The following is a 14,932-nucleotide window of genomic DNA, read 5'->3' as shown; positions in this document are numbered from 1 at the left end:
TATTTATAGTCGTCCTTTATGAAAGCAGGATGACAGATTCAAACTAGTTTTTCTCACTATCTTCTTCTTGAGTTTCTAGTGCTTTGTCTTTGTTCTCAGCATCATCGGCCACAGGTATGGCTTCTAAGGTATCAATCACTTCACTGACCCCTTCGCCTGGCACGTCTTCTACTTTGATAGTTTGCAAGCCCTCAAGGTCGTCAGCGACATCACTGGTTATAGCCTCTGCTTTATCCTGCTCATAGCCGACAATACTCTGGTAGTAACGACGTATATTTTCTACGTAGCTTAGCGCTTCATAACCTCGCGCATAACCATAACGGGTTTGCTTGTAGTACTGACGCTTAGCTAGGAGTGGCAAACGCTGTTTCACATCAGCCCAAGAATCGGGGTTTCCACCTTGCGCCTTGGTCAGGCGTCGAGCATCCATCATGTGACCAAAGCCAATGTTGTAAGAGGCCAGCGCGAACCAGATTTTCTCGTGCTCGTTGACACTATCAGGCACGCGATGCAGCATCTTACGCAAGTATTCAGCACCACCGCGGATGCTTTGCTCAGGATCCAATCGGTTCTTCACGCCGACTGATTTTGCTGTTGGTAGTGTCAGCATCATCATGCCACGCACACCGGTCGGTGAAACGGCGCGGGGATTCCAATGAGACTCTTGATAAGAAAGGGCAGCCAGTAAACGCCAGTCAAACTCATCGGCGTATTTCTTAAATAATGGCTCCCATTCAGGCAATTTGGATTCGATTGCACGCAGGAAGGCGCGTGTATCGACAAAGTCGAAGCTGCCGACATGGCCAAAATATTTCTCTTCGAGTGCTGCTAATTCACCACTTTGGGTCTTCTTGCCGAAGAACTCGATCATCAGGGCATAAACGCTGTCATCCTGTGTCTTCTTCATAAACCAGGCAACAGGTTCATCCTCGGTCAGCTCTAGTGCAACCGTGATGGTTGGGTGGGTGCGCTGAACCAGCGCAATATCCACCGAGTCTGCGATAGTGAAATCCAGCTTGCCGTCAGCCACTTGTTTTAGGAGCTCATCGTCGTCGGTGTCTTTTACGCTCTCCCAGATAAGCTCTGGGTATTCGCGTTGAATTGCCTGAAGGGTAAGAGCATGGCTGGAGCCTTCAACCACCGCAACGCGTGCGCCATCTTTATTCAGTTCTGTCAGATTACGTGGACGCCAGTGACCGTTCTTATATACCAACTGCTGACTGACATAGTAATAAGCGGGCCCAGGACGAAAATGCTCTAGACGGTCCTTGGTGATGGTTAAGCCCGCAGCAATGATGTCGACATCGCCACGTTCAACAGCAGGAAACAGACCAGACAGTGTGTAAGCTGGTTGCATCTCAAGTTTAACGCCTAGGCTTTGTGCAAATTGAGCGGCAAGTTCATAGTCGAGGCCGGTTGGGCCGTCGGGACCGATGTAATAAGAAAGCTGGTTGTTCAGTGTACCAACGCGCAATACGCCGCGATCGCGAATTTTTTCCAGCGCTGTTCTGTCATCATACTTCCACTCGCAGCCTGCGAGGAACAGCATCAGAAAAAAGCCAGTGAGTAGTTGATAGGTTCGTTTTACCGCATTCGAGTTCAAAAAGTTATACCTACCTCTAAAGTTTGACGACTGTTATATCAAAGCTGGCCGTATGCGGAAAGTTAAGCCGCAACCGTTACTTGGGCAATCCTCAGAATAGTGACAATAAACGTCAGTCAAAAAAAGTTGCGCAAACGGTTGCGTCAAGTGTTACGTCGCTCACTTTTTTCCCCTATAATACCGCCCCGAAGCCTTTAGAAGTGGTATCGACATGGCTTTCCCATCTCATTTGCGCAATGTAAATCATGGGGTTAGGTCAATATTACTTTAATTCACCGCTAACCGAGAGACGTACGCACATGGAAATTTTGCGTGGTTCCCCCGCTCTGTCCGAATTTCGAGTCCAAAAACTGCTGGAAAGCTGCGAAGCAAACGACTTGCCTGTGACCAGCCTCTATGCTGAGTATATTCATTTTGCTGATCTCAGCGCGCCTTTAAGTGAGGACGAGAAGCAAAAACTGGATCGCCTGCTCACTTATGGTCCAACCATCGCAGAGCATGCACCTACAGGAACCCTCTTCCTTGTTACACCACGCCCCGGCACCATTTCCCCTTGGTCTTCTAAAGCTACTGACATCGCCCGTAACTGTGGCTTAGCTCAAGTCAAACGCCTTGAGCGTGGCACTGCTTACTATGTTGAGCTGTCTGGCGAGCTATCTGAAGCGCAGCAAAAAGTACTGGCTGGTCTGCTTCACGATCGCATGATGGAAGTGGTATTTGGCCAACTCGATGAAGCTTCTGCATTGTTCCAAGCGGCAACGCCTGCTCCAATGACGGCGGTCGATGTCTTGGGTGGTGGACGCGAAGCGCTGGAAAAAGCCAACGTTGAGTTGGGTCTGGCGTTGGCGGAAGACGAAATTGACTATTTGGTAGAAAGCTTTACCAAACTGGGTCGTAACCCTAACGATATCGAACTGATGATGTTTGCACAGGCAAACTCTGAGCACTGTCGTCATAAGATTTTTAACGCAGACTGGACCATCGATGGTGTTGAACAGGACAAGAGCTTGTTCAAGATGATCAAGAACACCTTTGAGCACAACAGTGAATATGTGTTGTCTGCATATAAAGATAACGCAGCTGTTATGACGGGCTCTAATGTGGGTCGATTCTTCCCGAACCCTGAGTCTCGCCAATATGACTACCATCAGGAAGAAGCGCACATCCTGATGAAAGTGGAAACCCATAACCACCCAACTGCTATTTCTCCATGGCCTGGTGCATCAACGGGTTCTGGCGGCGAAATCCGTGATGAGGGCGCTACCGGTATCGGTGGTAAGCCAAAAGCGGGCTTGGTTGGTTTTACAGTATCTAACCTTCGTATCCCTGGTTTTGAACAACCTTGGGAAACTGACTTCGGTAAGCCAAACCGCATTGTTAACGCGCTGGATATCATGCTGGAAGGCCCTCTGGGTGGTGCCGCATTTAACAACGAATTCGGCCGTCCGAACCTGCTGGGTTACTTCCGTACTTACGAGGAAAAGGTGACCTCACACAACGGTGAAGAAGTGCGTGGTTACCACAAGCCAATCATGATTGCAGGCGGCATGGGTAACATCCGTGATCAGCATGTGCAGAAGAAAGAAATCCCAGTTGGCGCGAAACTGATTGTTCTGGGCGGTCCTGCTATGAACATTGGTCTGGGTGGTGGTGCTGCGTCTTCAATGGCCTCTGGCCAGTCGACCGAAGATCTGGATTTCGCTTCTGTTCAACGTGAGAACCCAGAAATGGAACGCCGTTGTCAGGAAGTGATTGACCGTTGTTGGCAGCTTGGCGAGCAAAACCCAATTGCGTTTATTCACGATGTGGGCGCGGGTGGCATTTCTAATGCCCTACCTGAGCTGGTGGATGACGGTGAGCGCGGCGGTAAATTCCAACTGCGCGATGTACCAAATGATGAACCAGGCATGAGCCCATTGGCAATCTGGTGTAACGAATCTCAAGAGCGCTATGTGATGGCGGTTGCGCCAGAAAACATGGACGTGTTTGATGCGATTTGTAAACGCGAACGTGCGCCTTATGCGGTCGTCGGTGAGGCAACTGAAGAGCGTCACCTGACGCTGGAAGACAGCCACTTCGATAATACACCTATTGACATGCCAATGGATATTCTGCTTGGCAAGCCACCGAAAATGCACCGTGACGTGACCTCTTTGAAAGTGGAAGGTCAGACAATTGCCCGTGACAGCATCAACATTGAAGAAGCCACCCAGCGTGTGCTGCGTTTGCCTTCAGTGGCAGAGAAAACTTTCCTTATCACCATCGGTGACCGCACAGTAACCGGTTTGGTTGCGCGTGACCAAATGGTCGGCCCTTGGCAGGTGCCTGTGGCGAACTGTGCGGTAACGGCAGCAAGCTACGACACTTACCACGGTGAAGCCATGTCGATGGGTGAGCGCACGCCAGTTGCACTGCTGGACTTTGCTGCGTCTGCGCGTCTGGCAGTCGCTGAATCCCTGACTAACATTGCTTGTTCTGACATCGGTGACCTGAAGCGCATAAAGCTGTCTGCAAACTGGATGGCTGCCGCAGGCCACCCAGGTGAAGATGCTGGCCTTTATGAAGCAGTGAAAGCGGTGGGTGAAGAGTTATGTCCAACGCTGGATTTGACCATCCCTGTGGGTAAAGACTCAATGTCTATGAAGACCCGATGGGACGAGAATGGCGAGCAGAAAGAAAACACCTCGCCACTGTCTCTTATCATTACCGCATTCGGCCGTGTTGAAGACGTACGCAAGACAGTAACGCCTCAACTCCGCACAGACAAAGGCGACAGTGCACTGGTGCTGGTCGACCTTGGCCAAGGCCAAAACCGCATGGGTGCGACTGCGCTGGCGCAGGTTTACAAGCAGTTGGGTGACAAACCTGCTGATGTTGACAGCCCAGAGCTGCTGAAAGGCTTCTTTAACGCAATGCAAACACTGGTTCGCGATGAGAAACTGCTGGCTTACCACGATCGTGGTGACGGTGGTCTTTACGTGACACTGGCGGAAATGGCGTTTGCTGGTCATGTAGGTGTGGAGGTGGATATCAACACCCTATCTGCTGAAGGCGAGTGCAGCGACGAGCTGGCAGCGCTGTTCAACGAAGAACTGGGCGCTGTGGTTCAGGTTCGCACCGAAGATCTGGATTCAGTGCTGTCGACGCTTTCTGCACACGGTCTGGAAACCTGTAGCCATGTGATTGGTACCCTGACAGAAGACGATGCTGTCCGTATCTGGAATGGTAACGAACTGGTGCTGGATCAGAACCGCACAGAGCTTCGTACCATTTGGGCGGAAACCACTTATCAAATGCAGGCAATGCGTGATAATCCAAACGGTGCTCAGCAAGAGTTTGATGCGAAGAAAGACGTTACTGACCCAGGTCTGTCAGCGAACCTGACTTTCGATGTTCAGGAAGATGTGGCGGCACCGTTTATCGCAACGGGCGCGCGTCCTCAAATGGCAATTTTGCGTGAGCAGGGCGTGAACTCCCACGTTGAAATGGCAGCGGCGTTTGACCGCGCTGGCTTTGATGCTAAAGACGTTCACATGAGTGACATGCTGGCAGGCAATATCTCGCTGGAAGAGTTCAACGGTTTAGTAGCTTGTGGCGGCTTCTCATACGGTGACGTGTTGGGCGCGGGTGAAGGTTGGGCGAAATCAATTCTGTTCAATGATCAGGCGCGTGACCAGTTCGAGCGTTTCTTCCACCGAGGTGACTCGTTCGCACTGGGCGTGTGTAACGGCTGTCAGATGCTGTCTAACTTGCACGATTTGATCCCGGGCGCAGACTTGTGGCCGCGTTTCGTTCGCAACGAATCTGAGCGTTTTGAAGCGCGCTTTAGCCTAGTTCAGGTTCAGGAGAACCCATCTCTGTTCCTGAGTGGTATGGCGGGCTCTCACATGCCTATCGCGGTTTCTCATGGCGAAGGCCGTATGGAAGTGCGTGATGCAGAGCATCTTGCAGCGATTGAGCAATCAGGTACCGTGGCACTGCGTTACTTGGATAACTTTGGCAACGTGACTCAGGATTACCCAGCGAACCCGAATGGTTCACCTAACGGTATCACTGGCCTCACCACTCGTGACGGTCGTGTGACCATTATGATGCCGCACCCAGAACGCGTATTCCGCACTGTTGCTAACTCATGGCACCCAGACAACTGGGGTGAGGACAGCCCTTGGATGCGTATGTTCCGCAACGCACGCGTCAAATTGGGTTAATCAAACCTCGTGTTTGAAACAGCAAACTTGTGACACGAGCCGCTACCTTCGGGTAGCGGCTTTTTTATCCGATTGCATCCAGTATTAGCTAAAGGGTAAAGTGTTTCGGCAATTTTATGGAGAGAAATGCAATGGACAGTGCGATCAGCTTTACGCTCATTCCTTCCGGACAGGTTCCGGAATCCCTGCAACGCCGTTTTCCCTCATTGGCAAAATTGAACGATCCTCAATCCACTCAAGAGATCCCTATGCTTGTGGCAGAAAAAGAGGGTGATCCTGTTGCTGTCGCCGTGCTTCAACACGAAAAGCGCCATAACGGCATCATGGTAGAAGACGCCACGCTGACACTGCTTGAAGTGGATCAGGCTAGCCGCCTTCAGGGCATTGGCAAAAACCTATTGAATGCGTTGGAAGCTTATGCCGCTACCGTCACTTGCGAGTTGAAAGTGGACTGCGGCGCGGTGATCGGACGTAAACCTATGCAGGCGCTGCTGACCAATTCCGGCTACGAGCCACCGTTTGCCTGTGGAGAAACTAAAACCACGACATGGAAAAAGTCTCTGGTTTAATCCGGGATTTTGTTAAGGAAAGCCGCGCCAACAGGATGGTGTAAGGTTACAATTAAGGTATTGAGCTGTTTGCTTAATCCAGAATTTAAGGGAATGCGAGATGAAAAAAATTGAAGCGATTATCAAGCCGTTCAAGCTTGACGATGTGCGTGAAGCACTTGCAGAAGTAGGCATCACGGGCATGACCGTATCTGAAGTCAAAGGCTTTGGACGTCAGAAAGGCCACACAGAACTGTACCGCGGTGCGGAATACATGGTGGACTTTCTGCCAAAAGTAAAACTGGAAATTGTGGTTGCGGATGATGCCGCAGACCAGTGCGTTGAAACCATCGTGCAAACGGCACAGACCGGCAAGATCGGTGATGGTAAAATATTCGTCACTGACGTTCAGCGCGTTGTGCGTATCCGTACCGGTGAAGAAGACGAAGAAGCGATCTAATCGCCACTCATACAAGTTTCAAAGCCTCCCAATTGGGAGGCTTTTTCGTTTTCATTACGCCGCTAGGGGGAACTCAATAGCAAACCACGTAGCGGTCTGGTCTGTGGTTCATGGTCAGCACTAAGTTCAGAACAAATGCACCGACGACCGAGCAGGCAAGTAGCCACGGCGAAACGAAGAAGAACGAGGCCAGCAGGATGGCAACATCAATCGCCATCTGTACATTGCCTGCACGGATACCGAACTTGTCCTGACAGTAAAGCGCCAGCACATTGAAGCCACCTAGGCTTGCGTTATGGCGGAAGATCATCAGCATGCCCACACCCATCAACAGGCCACCGATTAATCCGCAGTAAAGCGGCTGCAGCCAACCAATGGTAAACACGTGAGAGATGTGGTCGACGATTAATGAAACCATTCCACCGGCAAAGACACTTCGAAGAGCAAACTGAGTACCAAAACGTTGCCATCCCATCAGGTAGAAAGGCACGTTCATCAGAAAATAAAGGGTGCCGAAAGAGAGGTCTGTAAACTGGGTGATCAAAAGTGCCAAACCTGTCGTACCGCCAGTAAGCAAACCTGCCTGCTGAAGGAAATACACCCCTTGCGCCACAATGAACGCACCGGACAGGACCGCAATCATATCTTCGAACTGTGAATGTTTGGGCTGATAACTCAACGCAATAACTCCTAAAATTGTGTCGTTTTTGAAGGGATTCACGACGCAAGAATGTACTCACACAAAGTTGGGATGTTTGATTCTCTTTGGAAACTTTCCCAGTGTCGCTTTTCACAGTAAATGGACGAAAAGCAGGGCATCTTAATGAGATTGCATAAGGGAGGAAAGAGGCAGGGTAAACACGTGCAAGCGCTCGTGTCAGCAATGGCTTACGGAGTGTAAAGATCTGTGGTTTACAGACTGTGACATTGGTCAATGTGAATTCAATTCATGATTGGAATGAGAAAAGACCATGTTCACTCAGGCAAAAAAAATGTGATTCCTACTACCTGTTGCGCAACAAATTTTGTAGAATCGCAGCCAATAGGAAAGCAATGACGAAAACGTTTGCGTCCGCATGGATACTGGCGTTTTTAATTTGGTGTTAATCAACCCAAACCAGGTTGACCCGATGATTTGCTCAAGCGAGTTATCCGGTCAACTTGGTACCCAGGGAACTATCTGAGTCAGGAGATACAGATGCTAAAGCGTGACATGAACATCGCTGATTACGATGCGGAGCTGTTTGCCGCGATCCAGGAAGAAACTGCACGTCAGGAAGAGCACATCGAGCTCATCGCGTCAGAAAACTACACCAGCCCTCGCGTTATGGAAGCGCAAGGTTCCCAACTGACTAACAAATACGCGGAAGGCTACCCAGGCAAACGCTACTACGGCGGCTGTGAGTACGTAGACAAAGCAGAAGCGTTAGCAATCGATCGCGCATGTGAGCTGTTCGGTGCAGAGTACTCGAATGTTCAGCCACACTCAGGTTCTCAAGCAAACAGTGCAGTGTACATGGCGCTGCTGAACCCAGGCGACACGGTTCTGGGCATGAGCCTGGCTCATGGTGGTCACCTGACTCACGGTTCTCCTGTAAACTTTTCTGGTAAGCACTACAACGTCATCCCTTACGGTATCGACGAGGCTGGCCAAATTAACTACGACGAGATGGAAGCACTGGCGCTTGAGCACAAGCCTAAGATGATCATCGGTGGTTTCTCTGCTTACTCCCAAATCGTTGATTGGGCACGTATGCGTGAAATCGCAGACAAAGTAGGCGCTTATCTGTTCGTAGATATGGCACACGTAGCGGGTCTGATTGCGGCAGGTGTATACCCAACGCCAATCCCACACGCACACGTTGTGACCACTACTACCCACAAAACGCTGGCGGGACCTCGTGGCGGTCTGATCCTGTCTAATGCAGGCGAAGATATGTACAAGAAGCTGAACTCAGCAGTATTCCCAGGTGGTCAGGGTGGTCCTTTAATGCACGTTATCGCGGCAAAAGCGGTCGCTTTCAAAGAAGCCATGGAGCCTGAGTTCAAAGCTTATCAGCAGCGCGTTGTAGACAACGCAAAAGCTATGGTTGGCCAATTCCAGGAGCGTGGTTACAAAATCGTTTCTGACAGCACTGAAAACCACCTGCTCCTTGTTGACCTAATCGATAAGAACATCACAGGTAAAGACGCAGACGCAGCGCTGGGTGCAGCAAATATCACTGTGAACAAAAACAGTGTGCCAAATGACCCACGTAGCCCGTTTGTGACATCTGGTATTCGTGTTGGTACGCCAGCAATCACTCGTCGTGGTTTCACCCAGGATGATGCGAAAGAGTTGGCAAACTGGATGTGTGATGTTCTGGATAACATCGACAATGCAGAAGTTATCGAAGCAACGAAAGCTAAGGTACTGGAAATCTGTAAACGTCTGCCAGTTTACGCATAAGACGCTATCTGATTGAAAAAAGCACCTTCGGGTGCTTTTTTTGTGCCTGTTTTCACCACTTTCACGCTTTCTCAGGTCTGCAAATCGGTTACACTGTTCACCAATTGTTTAAGGAGGCGAGATGCACTGTCCATTTTGTGGTGCGAATGACACCAAAGTCATTGATTCACGACTGGTCGCAGACGGCCATCAGGTGCGTCGTCGTCGCCAGTGTTTGGCGTGTAACGAACGTTATACCACGTTTGAAACTGCAGAGCTGGTGATGCCGCGTATCATCAAAACCAATGGCAATAGAGAGCCATTTAACGAAGATAAATTGCGTGGCGGTATTCAGCGAGCTCTCGAAAAGCGCCCGGTGAGCACAGACGATATCGAAAAATCCATTAACACCATCAAATCAACGATTCGTGCAACGGGTGAACGTGAAGTGTCTTCGACGTTGGTGGGTAATTTGGTGATGGATGCACTGAAAGAACTCGATAAAGTCGCTTACATTCGCTTTGCGTCTGTGTATCACAGCTTTGAAGATATCCGAGACTTCGGTGAAGAAATCGCTCGCCTGGAAAAATAAGCGGATACATGTTTTCAATTTTTGACTCTCAAATGATGCTGCGTGCCATCGACCTGGCGAAACGTGGCATCTACACCACCGCTCCTAACCCTAACGTTGGCTGTGTGATCACTCAGGGTGATGATATTACTGGCGAGGGTTTTCACTTTCGTGCCGGTGAGCCGCACGCAGAAGTGCACGCGTTGCGCATTGCGGGTGACAAAGCTAAAGGTGCCACCGTCTACGTTACCCTTGAGCCATGCTCCCATTACGGACGTACTCCTCCTTGTGCTGATGCATTGATTGCTGCGGGCGTTAGCCGTGTTGTTTGTGCCATGGTAGACCCAAACCCAAAAGTGGCAGGGCGCGGTATACAGCGTATGCGTGATGCAGGTATTCAGGTTGATGTCGGTTTAATGCAGGCGCAAGCTGAAGCGCTGAATCCAGGTTTTATCAAAGTGATGAAAACCGGTTTGCCGTTTGTACAGTTAAAGCTTGCCTCCAGTCTTGACGGTCGCACGGCACTGGCAAATGGTCAGAGTAAATGGATCACCGGGGATGAAGCTCGCGCCGATGTGCAGGTTTTCCGCGCTCAAGCAGGTGCAATTCTTTCAACCAGCCAGACAGTATTGGATGACAATCCATCTCTTAACGTTCGCTGGGAGCAATTGCCTACCGCTGTAAAAGCAGAGTATTCGCAAGACAATCTGCGTCAGCCGATCCGAGTGATTCTTGATACACATAGAAAGGTGGCGAAAGAGGCGCATCTTTTCTCCTTGGAAGGCGAAGTTATCGTTGTCACGGCTTCCCAAACCGACTCAGAAATTGAAGCTGTAAAAGTACTCACCGTTGCCAAAGAGGCAGGACAGCTTGACCTTAACAACACCATGCGTGCTCTCACGGCAAATGGTATCAATCATATCTGGGTTGAGGCGGGTGCCACGCTGGCGGGCAGTTTGTTGAATGCAGGCTTGGTAGACGAGCTGATTGTTTATCAGGCGCCTAAACTGATGGGCAACGATAGCCGTGGGTTGGTCAACCTACAGGGAATAACCTGTATGAGTGAGGTGCCTGCCTTTGAGCTGACTGACGTGACCTGCATCGGCAATGACGTGCGTCTTCGCATGCAAAAGCCTCAGCCAGAATAGAAATTAAAGCGAAAGAATATGTTTACAGGAATTATCGAAGCGGTCGGTCACATCCAGAAAATCACCCCGAAAGGCGGTGACATTTCGCTGACTGTGGAAAGTGGGAAGCTGGATTTATCGGACGTAAAACTGGGTGATAGTATCGCTACCAACGGTGTTTGTTTGACCGTGGTCGCGATGACTGGAAACGGTTATGTTGCGGATCTATCGGGTGAGACACTGAACCGTACTGCTTTTGCAACTTACAAAGCGGGTCAGAAAGTGAATCTGGAAAAGGCTATGCTGCCAACAACGCGTTTTGGCGGTCATATGGTTTCCGGCCACGTCGACAGCATAGCAACTGTTGTTTCACGCACTCAAACAGGACGTGCGATTGAGTTTTGGCTCGAAGCACCCGCAGAGCTTGCCAAATACTTGGCAGAGAAAGGCTCGGTGACGATTGATGGTATCAGTCTGACGATCAACGCGGTGGATGGCAATCGATTCAAACTCACCATCGTTCCTCATACCGCTCTGGAAACGACGATCGAAGATTTCACTGTCGGATACCAAGTCAACATCGAAGTAGATGTGATTGCCCGCTACCTTGAACGATTAATGATGGGCGACCGTGCAGCGCAGCAAAGTGGTGCAGGCGGTTTGACCATGGCAAAGCTCGCAGAGTCGGGTTTTTTGAGATAACAGAACCGGATTGCCGGTAAGAACAGGGACAGAACCATGCCAATCAGCAGCGCAGCAGAGATTATTGAAGACATCCGTCAGGGCAGAATGGTTATCCTGATGGACGATGAAGATCGAGAGAATGAAGGCGACCTCATCATCGCAGCAGAAAAAATCACGCCAGAAGCTATCAACTTCATGGCGATGTATGGCCGTGGCCTGATTTGTCTTACCATGACTAAAGATCGTTGCCAACGCCTTGGTTTGCCATTGATGGTCAGCGACAACAATGCTCAGTTTTCGACTGCCTTTACCGTTTCTATTGAAGCAGCAGAAGGCGTGACAACGGGTATTTCTGCTGCTGATCGAGCACGTACTGTCGAAGCGGCGGTTGCACCGAATGCAGTTGCTGCAGATTTGGTTCAGCCGGGACATATCTTTCCTTTGATGGCTCAGGATGGTGGTGTACTGACTCGGGCAGGTCACACTGAAGCAGGCTGTGATTTAGCGCGTCTTGCTGGTTTTTCTCCTGCAGGTGTGATTGTTGAAATTCTTAATGAAGATGGCACCATGGCGCGCCGTCCGGATCTGGAAACGTTCGGCGAGAAGCATGGTATCAAGCTCGGCACTATCGCTGATCTGATCGAATACCGTAACAACAATGAAACCACCATTGAGCGGGTCGCAGAGTGTAAACTGCCGACGGAATATGGTGAGTTTGATCTGATCACTTACCGTGACACCATCGACAGCCAGGTGCATTATGCCCTGCGTAAAGGGGAAGTGAGTAATCAGCCAACGCTGGTACGTGTTCACCTCCAAGACACCTTTACCGATTTACTGCATTCTGATCGTTCAGCCGAGCGTAGCTGGTCATTGAGTGATGCGATGAAACGTATCAATGCTGATGGCGGTGTATTGGTGATTCTGGGCAAAGAAGAATCTTCCCAGTCCATCATTAACAAAGTACGTACCTTTGAAGCGCAGGACAAAGGCGAGAAGCCGGCAGCCGCTAAGTGGCAGGGCACCAGCCGTCGTGTTGGTGTAGGCTCGCAAATCTTGGCAGACTTGGGCGTGACAGATATGCGTTTGTTGTCTTCAACCAATAAACGCTACCATGCACTTTCAGGCTTTGGCCTTAAAGTTGTGGAGTACGTCGTCGACTAATCTAAAAAGACGCTGATAAAGAAAACGCAGCTCAAGCTGCGTTTTTTTATTCCGAAACAGGCCGGATTCGATGCAAATTCCCAAGCGGCATAAGCGCTGGCGGCTTTGCAGAAAAGTGTGATAGAATCCCGCGGTTTCTCAATCCGGATAAATAAGTCATAGGAAGGCCCATGAAGGTAATCGAAGGTGCATTCGCAGCACCAAATGCTCAAGTTGCTATCGTTATCTCCCGTTTCAACAGCTTTATTAACGAAAGCCTGCTGGATGGTGCTATTGATGCGCTGAAGCGTCAGGGCCAAGTAAGTGAAGACAATATTACTGTAGTACGTTGCCCAGGCGCATACGAGCTGCCCTTGGTGGCACAACGTGTTGCAAAAAGCGGTCGTTACGACGCTATTATCGCGCTGGGATCAGTGATCCGAGGCGGTACGCCACACTTTGACTATGTGGCCGGAGAATGTAACAAAGGTCTGGCACAGGTAGCACTGGAGTTTGATACTCCTGTTGCATTCGGCGTGCTGACCGTAGACACCATTGAACAAGCCATCGAACGCGCGGGTACCAAGGCTGGTAATAAAGGGGCAGAGGCTGCACTAAGCGCGCTTGAAATGGTTAACTTACTGTCCCAAATCGAATCCTAATCGGGGGTTACTGTGAAACCAGCCGCACGGCGCAACGCGCGCCATTTTGCACTACAAGCAATCTACTCATGGCAACTGACGCAAGGTAACGTAGCTGATATCGAAGCTCAATTCCTGGCAGCGGACAACTATGAAGAAGAAGAGCATCAAGCAGAAGAACCACGTCTGCGCCAACCAGAAACTGACGTAGATTATTTCCGTGATCTGCTGGCGGGTGTCGTTCTGAACTACCAGGAAATGGATAGCAAAATGCGTCCTTACCTGTCTCGTCCAATCCAGGATCTGGACGAAATGGAACACGCACTTCTTCGTCTGGCTATGTATGAACTGTGCAAACGCGAAGACGTTCCTTACAAAGTAGTTATTAACGAAGCGATTGAGCTGGCGAAGCGTTTCGGCGCAGAAGACAGCCACAAATTCGTGAACGGTGTGCTGGATAAAGCGGTACCGACGCTGCGTAAAAAGTAATATCGAGTTAAGACTTCAAAGGCCAGCCACGCTGGCCTTTTTCTTAGGGATGGAACAATGGCCGGTAACGAATTCGACCTGATAAACCGTTACTTTAAATCGCAGCCAGTCACGCGCCGCGATGTGGACTTGGGCATAGGGGATGATGCTGCCGTCATCACTGTGCCGGAAAACTGCCAACTGGTTGTCACGACCGATACTTTGGTAGCAGGAACCCACTTTCTCCTCGATGCTGATCCTGTAAAAGTCGCGCACAAAGCGTTGGCTTCCAACTTAAGTGATCTTGCTGCCATGGGCGCTATGCCTGCATGGTGTTCTCTTGCTCTGACACTCCCTGAACCAAATGAAACTTGGCTTTCAGCGTTCTGTGAAGGCTTTTACAAGCTTGCTGAGTACTATCAAGTTCAACTGGTTGGTGGTGATACGACCAAAGGCTCATTGAGCATTACCATTACGCTTCAAGGCTTTGTTCCAGCCGGTAAAGCCATTCGTCGTGATACTGCGAAAGCAGGGGATTGGCTATATGTGACGGGGAATCTTGGCGACAGCGCTGCAGGATTGGATCTTATCTTGAATGGTAACGCCCCCAAGAATGAGACAGAAAATACCCTGCTGAATCGTCACTATTACTCTGAGCCTCGGGTACTGGCGGGGCAGGCACTTCGTGAAATTGCCTCTTCCGCGCTGGACATCTCTGATGGTCTTGTCGCTGACCTTAAGCATATATTGAAAGCGAGCAATGTCTCCGCTGTTATCAATGCGGACACTTTGCCAGTATCTGATGAGTTGATTGTATTTGCCGATGGCGAAGAAGCGGCAGCGAAAATTGCGCTAACCAGTGGCGAAGAGTATGAGCTTTGTTTTACTGTACCCGAGAGTCACCGTGGCGCGGTGGATGCAGCTTTTGCACACACCAACACCGCAGTGACCTGTATTGGTCAAATTCGCCATGGTGAGGGCGTAACAGTGCAATGGCATGGTAAGCCTGTCGATTGGTCCCTGAGTGGTTGGGATCATTTCTCCGAGTGAT

The 14,932-nt window shown here is 50.2% G+C and carries 13 protein-coding genes; 11 read left to right on the top strand and 2 right to left on the bottom strand.

Annotated features, from left to right (window positions below; translation table 11 throughout):
• Positions 1 to 43: 43 nt before the first annotated feature.
• Positions 44 to 1,549: a membrane-bound lytic murein transglycosylase MltF gene (mltF, locus tag K6Q96_RS13450; protein ID WP_251879648.1), complete on the bottom strand. Its 1,506-nt coding sequence runs from the start codon at positions 1,547 to 1,549 to the stop codon at positions 44 to 46.
• A gap of 353 nt (positions 1,550 to 1,902) precedes the next feature.
• Here mltF and purL point away from each other — a divergent pair, with 353 nt between their 5' ends.
• From purL to glnB, 3 genes are all read left to right on the top strand, one after another.
• Positions 1,903 to 5,811: a phosphoribosylformylglycinamidine synthase gene (gene purL, locus K6Q96_RS13445; RefSeq protein WP_251876408.1), complete on the top strand. Its 3,909-nt coding sequence runs from the start codon at positions 1,903 to 1,905 to the stop codon at positions 5,809 to 5,811.
• A gap of 131 nt (positions 5,812 to 5,942) precedes the next feature.
• On the top strand, positions 5,943 to 6,380 hold the full coding sequence (locus tag K6Q96_RS13440) for a GNAT family N-acetyltransferase (RefSeq protein WP_251876406.1): 438 nt from the start codon (positions 5,943 to 5,945) through the stop codon (positions 6,378 to 6,380).
• Between the two features lie 100 nt (positions 6,381 to 6,480).
• Positions 6,481 to 6,819, top strand: a complete 339-nt coding sequence (gene glnB, locus K6Q96_RS13435; RefSeq protein WP_062660603.1) for a nitrogen regulatory protein P-II — start codon at positions 6,481 to 6,483, stop codon at positions 6,817 to 6,819.
• A 73-nt stretch (positions 6,820 to 6,892) separates the two neighbouring features.
• Here the strand turns inward: glnB and K6Q96_RS13430 are convergent, their stop codons facing one another.
• The gene (locus tag K6Q96_RS13430) at positions 6,893 to 7,462 is read right to left on the bottom strand and encodes a DUF6198 family protein (protein ID WP_434802169.1); all 570 of its coding nucleotides are present in this window, start codon (positions 7,460 to 7,462) and stop codon (positions 6,893 to 6,895) included.
• 555 nt (positions 7,463 to 8,017) lie between these two features.
• On the opposite strand from K6Q96_RS13430, the gene glyA reads away from it, so the two are divergent.
• From glyA to thiL, 8 genes are all read left to right on the top strand, one after another.
• Positions 8,018 to 9,268: a serine hydroxymethyltransferase gene (gene glyA, locus K6Q96_RS13425; RefSeq protein WP_251876402.1), complete on the top strand. Its 1,251-nt coding sequence runs from the start codon at positions 8,018 to 8,020 to the stop codon at positions 9,266 to 9,268.
• Between the two features lie 121 nt (positions 9,269 to 9,389).
• Positions 9,390 to 9,839 (top strand): transcriptional regulator NrdR, encoded by a 450-nt coding sequence (nrdR, locus tag K6Q96_RS13420; protein WP_002536993.1) that lies wholly within the window; start codon positions 9,390 to 9,392, stop codon positions 9,837 to 9,839.
• Positions 9,840 to 9,847: 8 nt separating this feature from the next.
• Complete coding sequence (ribD, locus tag K6Q96_RS13415; RefSeq protein WP_251876400.1) at positions 9,848 to 10,966, top strand: bifunctional diaminohydroxyphosphoribosylaminopyrimidine deaminase/5-amino-6-(5-phosphoribosylamino)uracil reductase RibD; 1,119 nt, start codon at positions 9,848 to 9,850, stop codon at positions 10,964 to 10,966.
• 18 nt (positions 10,967 to 10,984) lie between these two features.
• Positions 10,985 to 11,647, top strand: a complete 663-nt coding sequence (locus tag K6Q96_RS13410; protein ID WP_251876398.1) for a riboflavin synthase — start codon at positions 10,985 to 10,987, stop codon at positions 11,645 to 11,647.
• A gap of 36 nt (positions 11,648 to 11,683) precedes the next feature.
• A complete protein-coding gene (gene ribBA / locus K6Q96_RS13405) occupies positions 11,684 to 12,793 on the top strand; it encodes a bifunctional 3,4-dihydroxy-2-butanone-4-phosphate synthase/GTP cyclohydrolase II (protein WP_251876396.1) in 1,110 nt (369 codons plus the stop codon).
• Positions 12,794 to 12,963: 170 nt separating this feature from the next.
• Entirely contained in the window at positions 12,964 to 13,434 is a 471-nt protein-coding gene (gene ribH / locus K6Q96_RS13400; RefSeq protein WP_251876394.1) for a 6,7-dimethyl-8-ribityllumazine synthase, read from the top strand.
• A 12-nt stretch (positions 13,435 to 13,446) separates the two neighbouring features.
• Entirely contained in the window at positions 13,447 to 13,902 is a 456-nt protein-coding gene (gene nusB, locus K6Q96_RS13395; RefSeq protein ID WP_002537000.1) for a transcription antitermination factor NusB, read from the top strand.
• A 57-nt stretch (positions 13,903 to 13,959) separates the two neighbouring features.
• Positions 13,960 to 14,931 (top strand): thiamine-phosphate kinase, encoded by a 972-nt coding sequence (gene thiL / locus K6Q96_RS13390; RefSeq protein WP_251876392.1) that lies wholly within the window; start codon positions 13,960 to 13,962, stop codon positions 14,929 to 14,931.
• Position 14,932: the final 1 nt, after the last annotated feature.

Origin of the sequence: Grimontia kaedaensis (assembly GCF_023746615.1) — a bacterium.
Taxonomy (GTDB): domain Bacteria; phylum Pseudomonadota; class Gammaproteobacteria; order Enterobacterales; family Vibrionaceae; genus Enterovibrio; species Enterovibrio kaedaensis.
The sequence above is the reverse complement of the archived record's forward strand: the minus strand, read 5'-3'. Positions and strand labels throughout refer to the sequence as shown.

Excerpts from the sequence above, each read along its gene's own strand:
- K6Q96_RS13440 (WP_251876406.1), top strand. The coding sequence starts at position 5,943 with ATGGACAGTGCGATCAGCTTTACGCTCATTCCTTCCGGACAGGTTCCG.
- glnB (WP_062660603.1), top strand. The coding sequence starts at position 6,481 with ATGAAAAAAATTGAAGCGATTATCAAGCCGTTCAAGCTTGACGATGTG.
- glyA (WP_251876402.1), top strand. The coding sequence starts at position 8,018 with ATGCTAAAGCGTGACATGAACATCGCTGATTACGATGCGGAGCTGTTT.
- ribH (WP_251876394.1), top strand. The coding sequence starts at position 12,964 with ATGAAGGTAATCGAAGGTGCATTCGCAGCACCAAATGCTCAAGTTGCT.
- ribD (WP_251876400.1), top strand. The coding sequence starts at position 9,848 with ATGTTTTCAATTTTTGACTCTCAAATGATGCTGCGTGCCATCGACCTG.
- K6Q96_RS13430 (WP_434802169.1), bottom strand. The coding sequence starts at position 7,462 with ATGATTGCGGTCCTGTCCGGTGCGTTCATTGTGGCGCAAGGGGTGTAT.
- ribBA (WP_251876396.1), top strand. The coding sequence starts at position 11,684 with ATGCCAATCAGCAGCGCAGCAGAGATTATTGAAGACATCCGTCAGGGC.
- thiL (WP_251876392.1), top strand. The coding sequence starts at position 13,960 with ATGGCCGGTAACGAATTCGACCTGATAAACCGTTACTTTAAATCGCAG.
- nrdR (WP_002536993.1), top strand. The coding sequence starts at position 9,390 with ATGCACTGTCCATTTTGTGGTGCGAATGACACCAAAGTCATTGATTCA.
- K6Q96_RS13410 (WP_251876398.1), top strand. The coding sequence starts at position 10,985 with ATGTTTACAGGAATTATCGAAGCGGTCGGTCACATCCAGAAAATCACC.
- mltF (WP_251879648.1), bottom strand. The coding sequence starts at position 1,549 with ATGCTGTTCCTCGCAGGCTGCGAGTGGAAGTATGATGACAGAACAGCG.
- purL (WP_251876408.1), top strand. The coding sequence starts at position 1,903 with ATGGAAATTTTGCGTGGTTCCCCCGCTCTGTCCGAATTTCGAGTCCAA.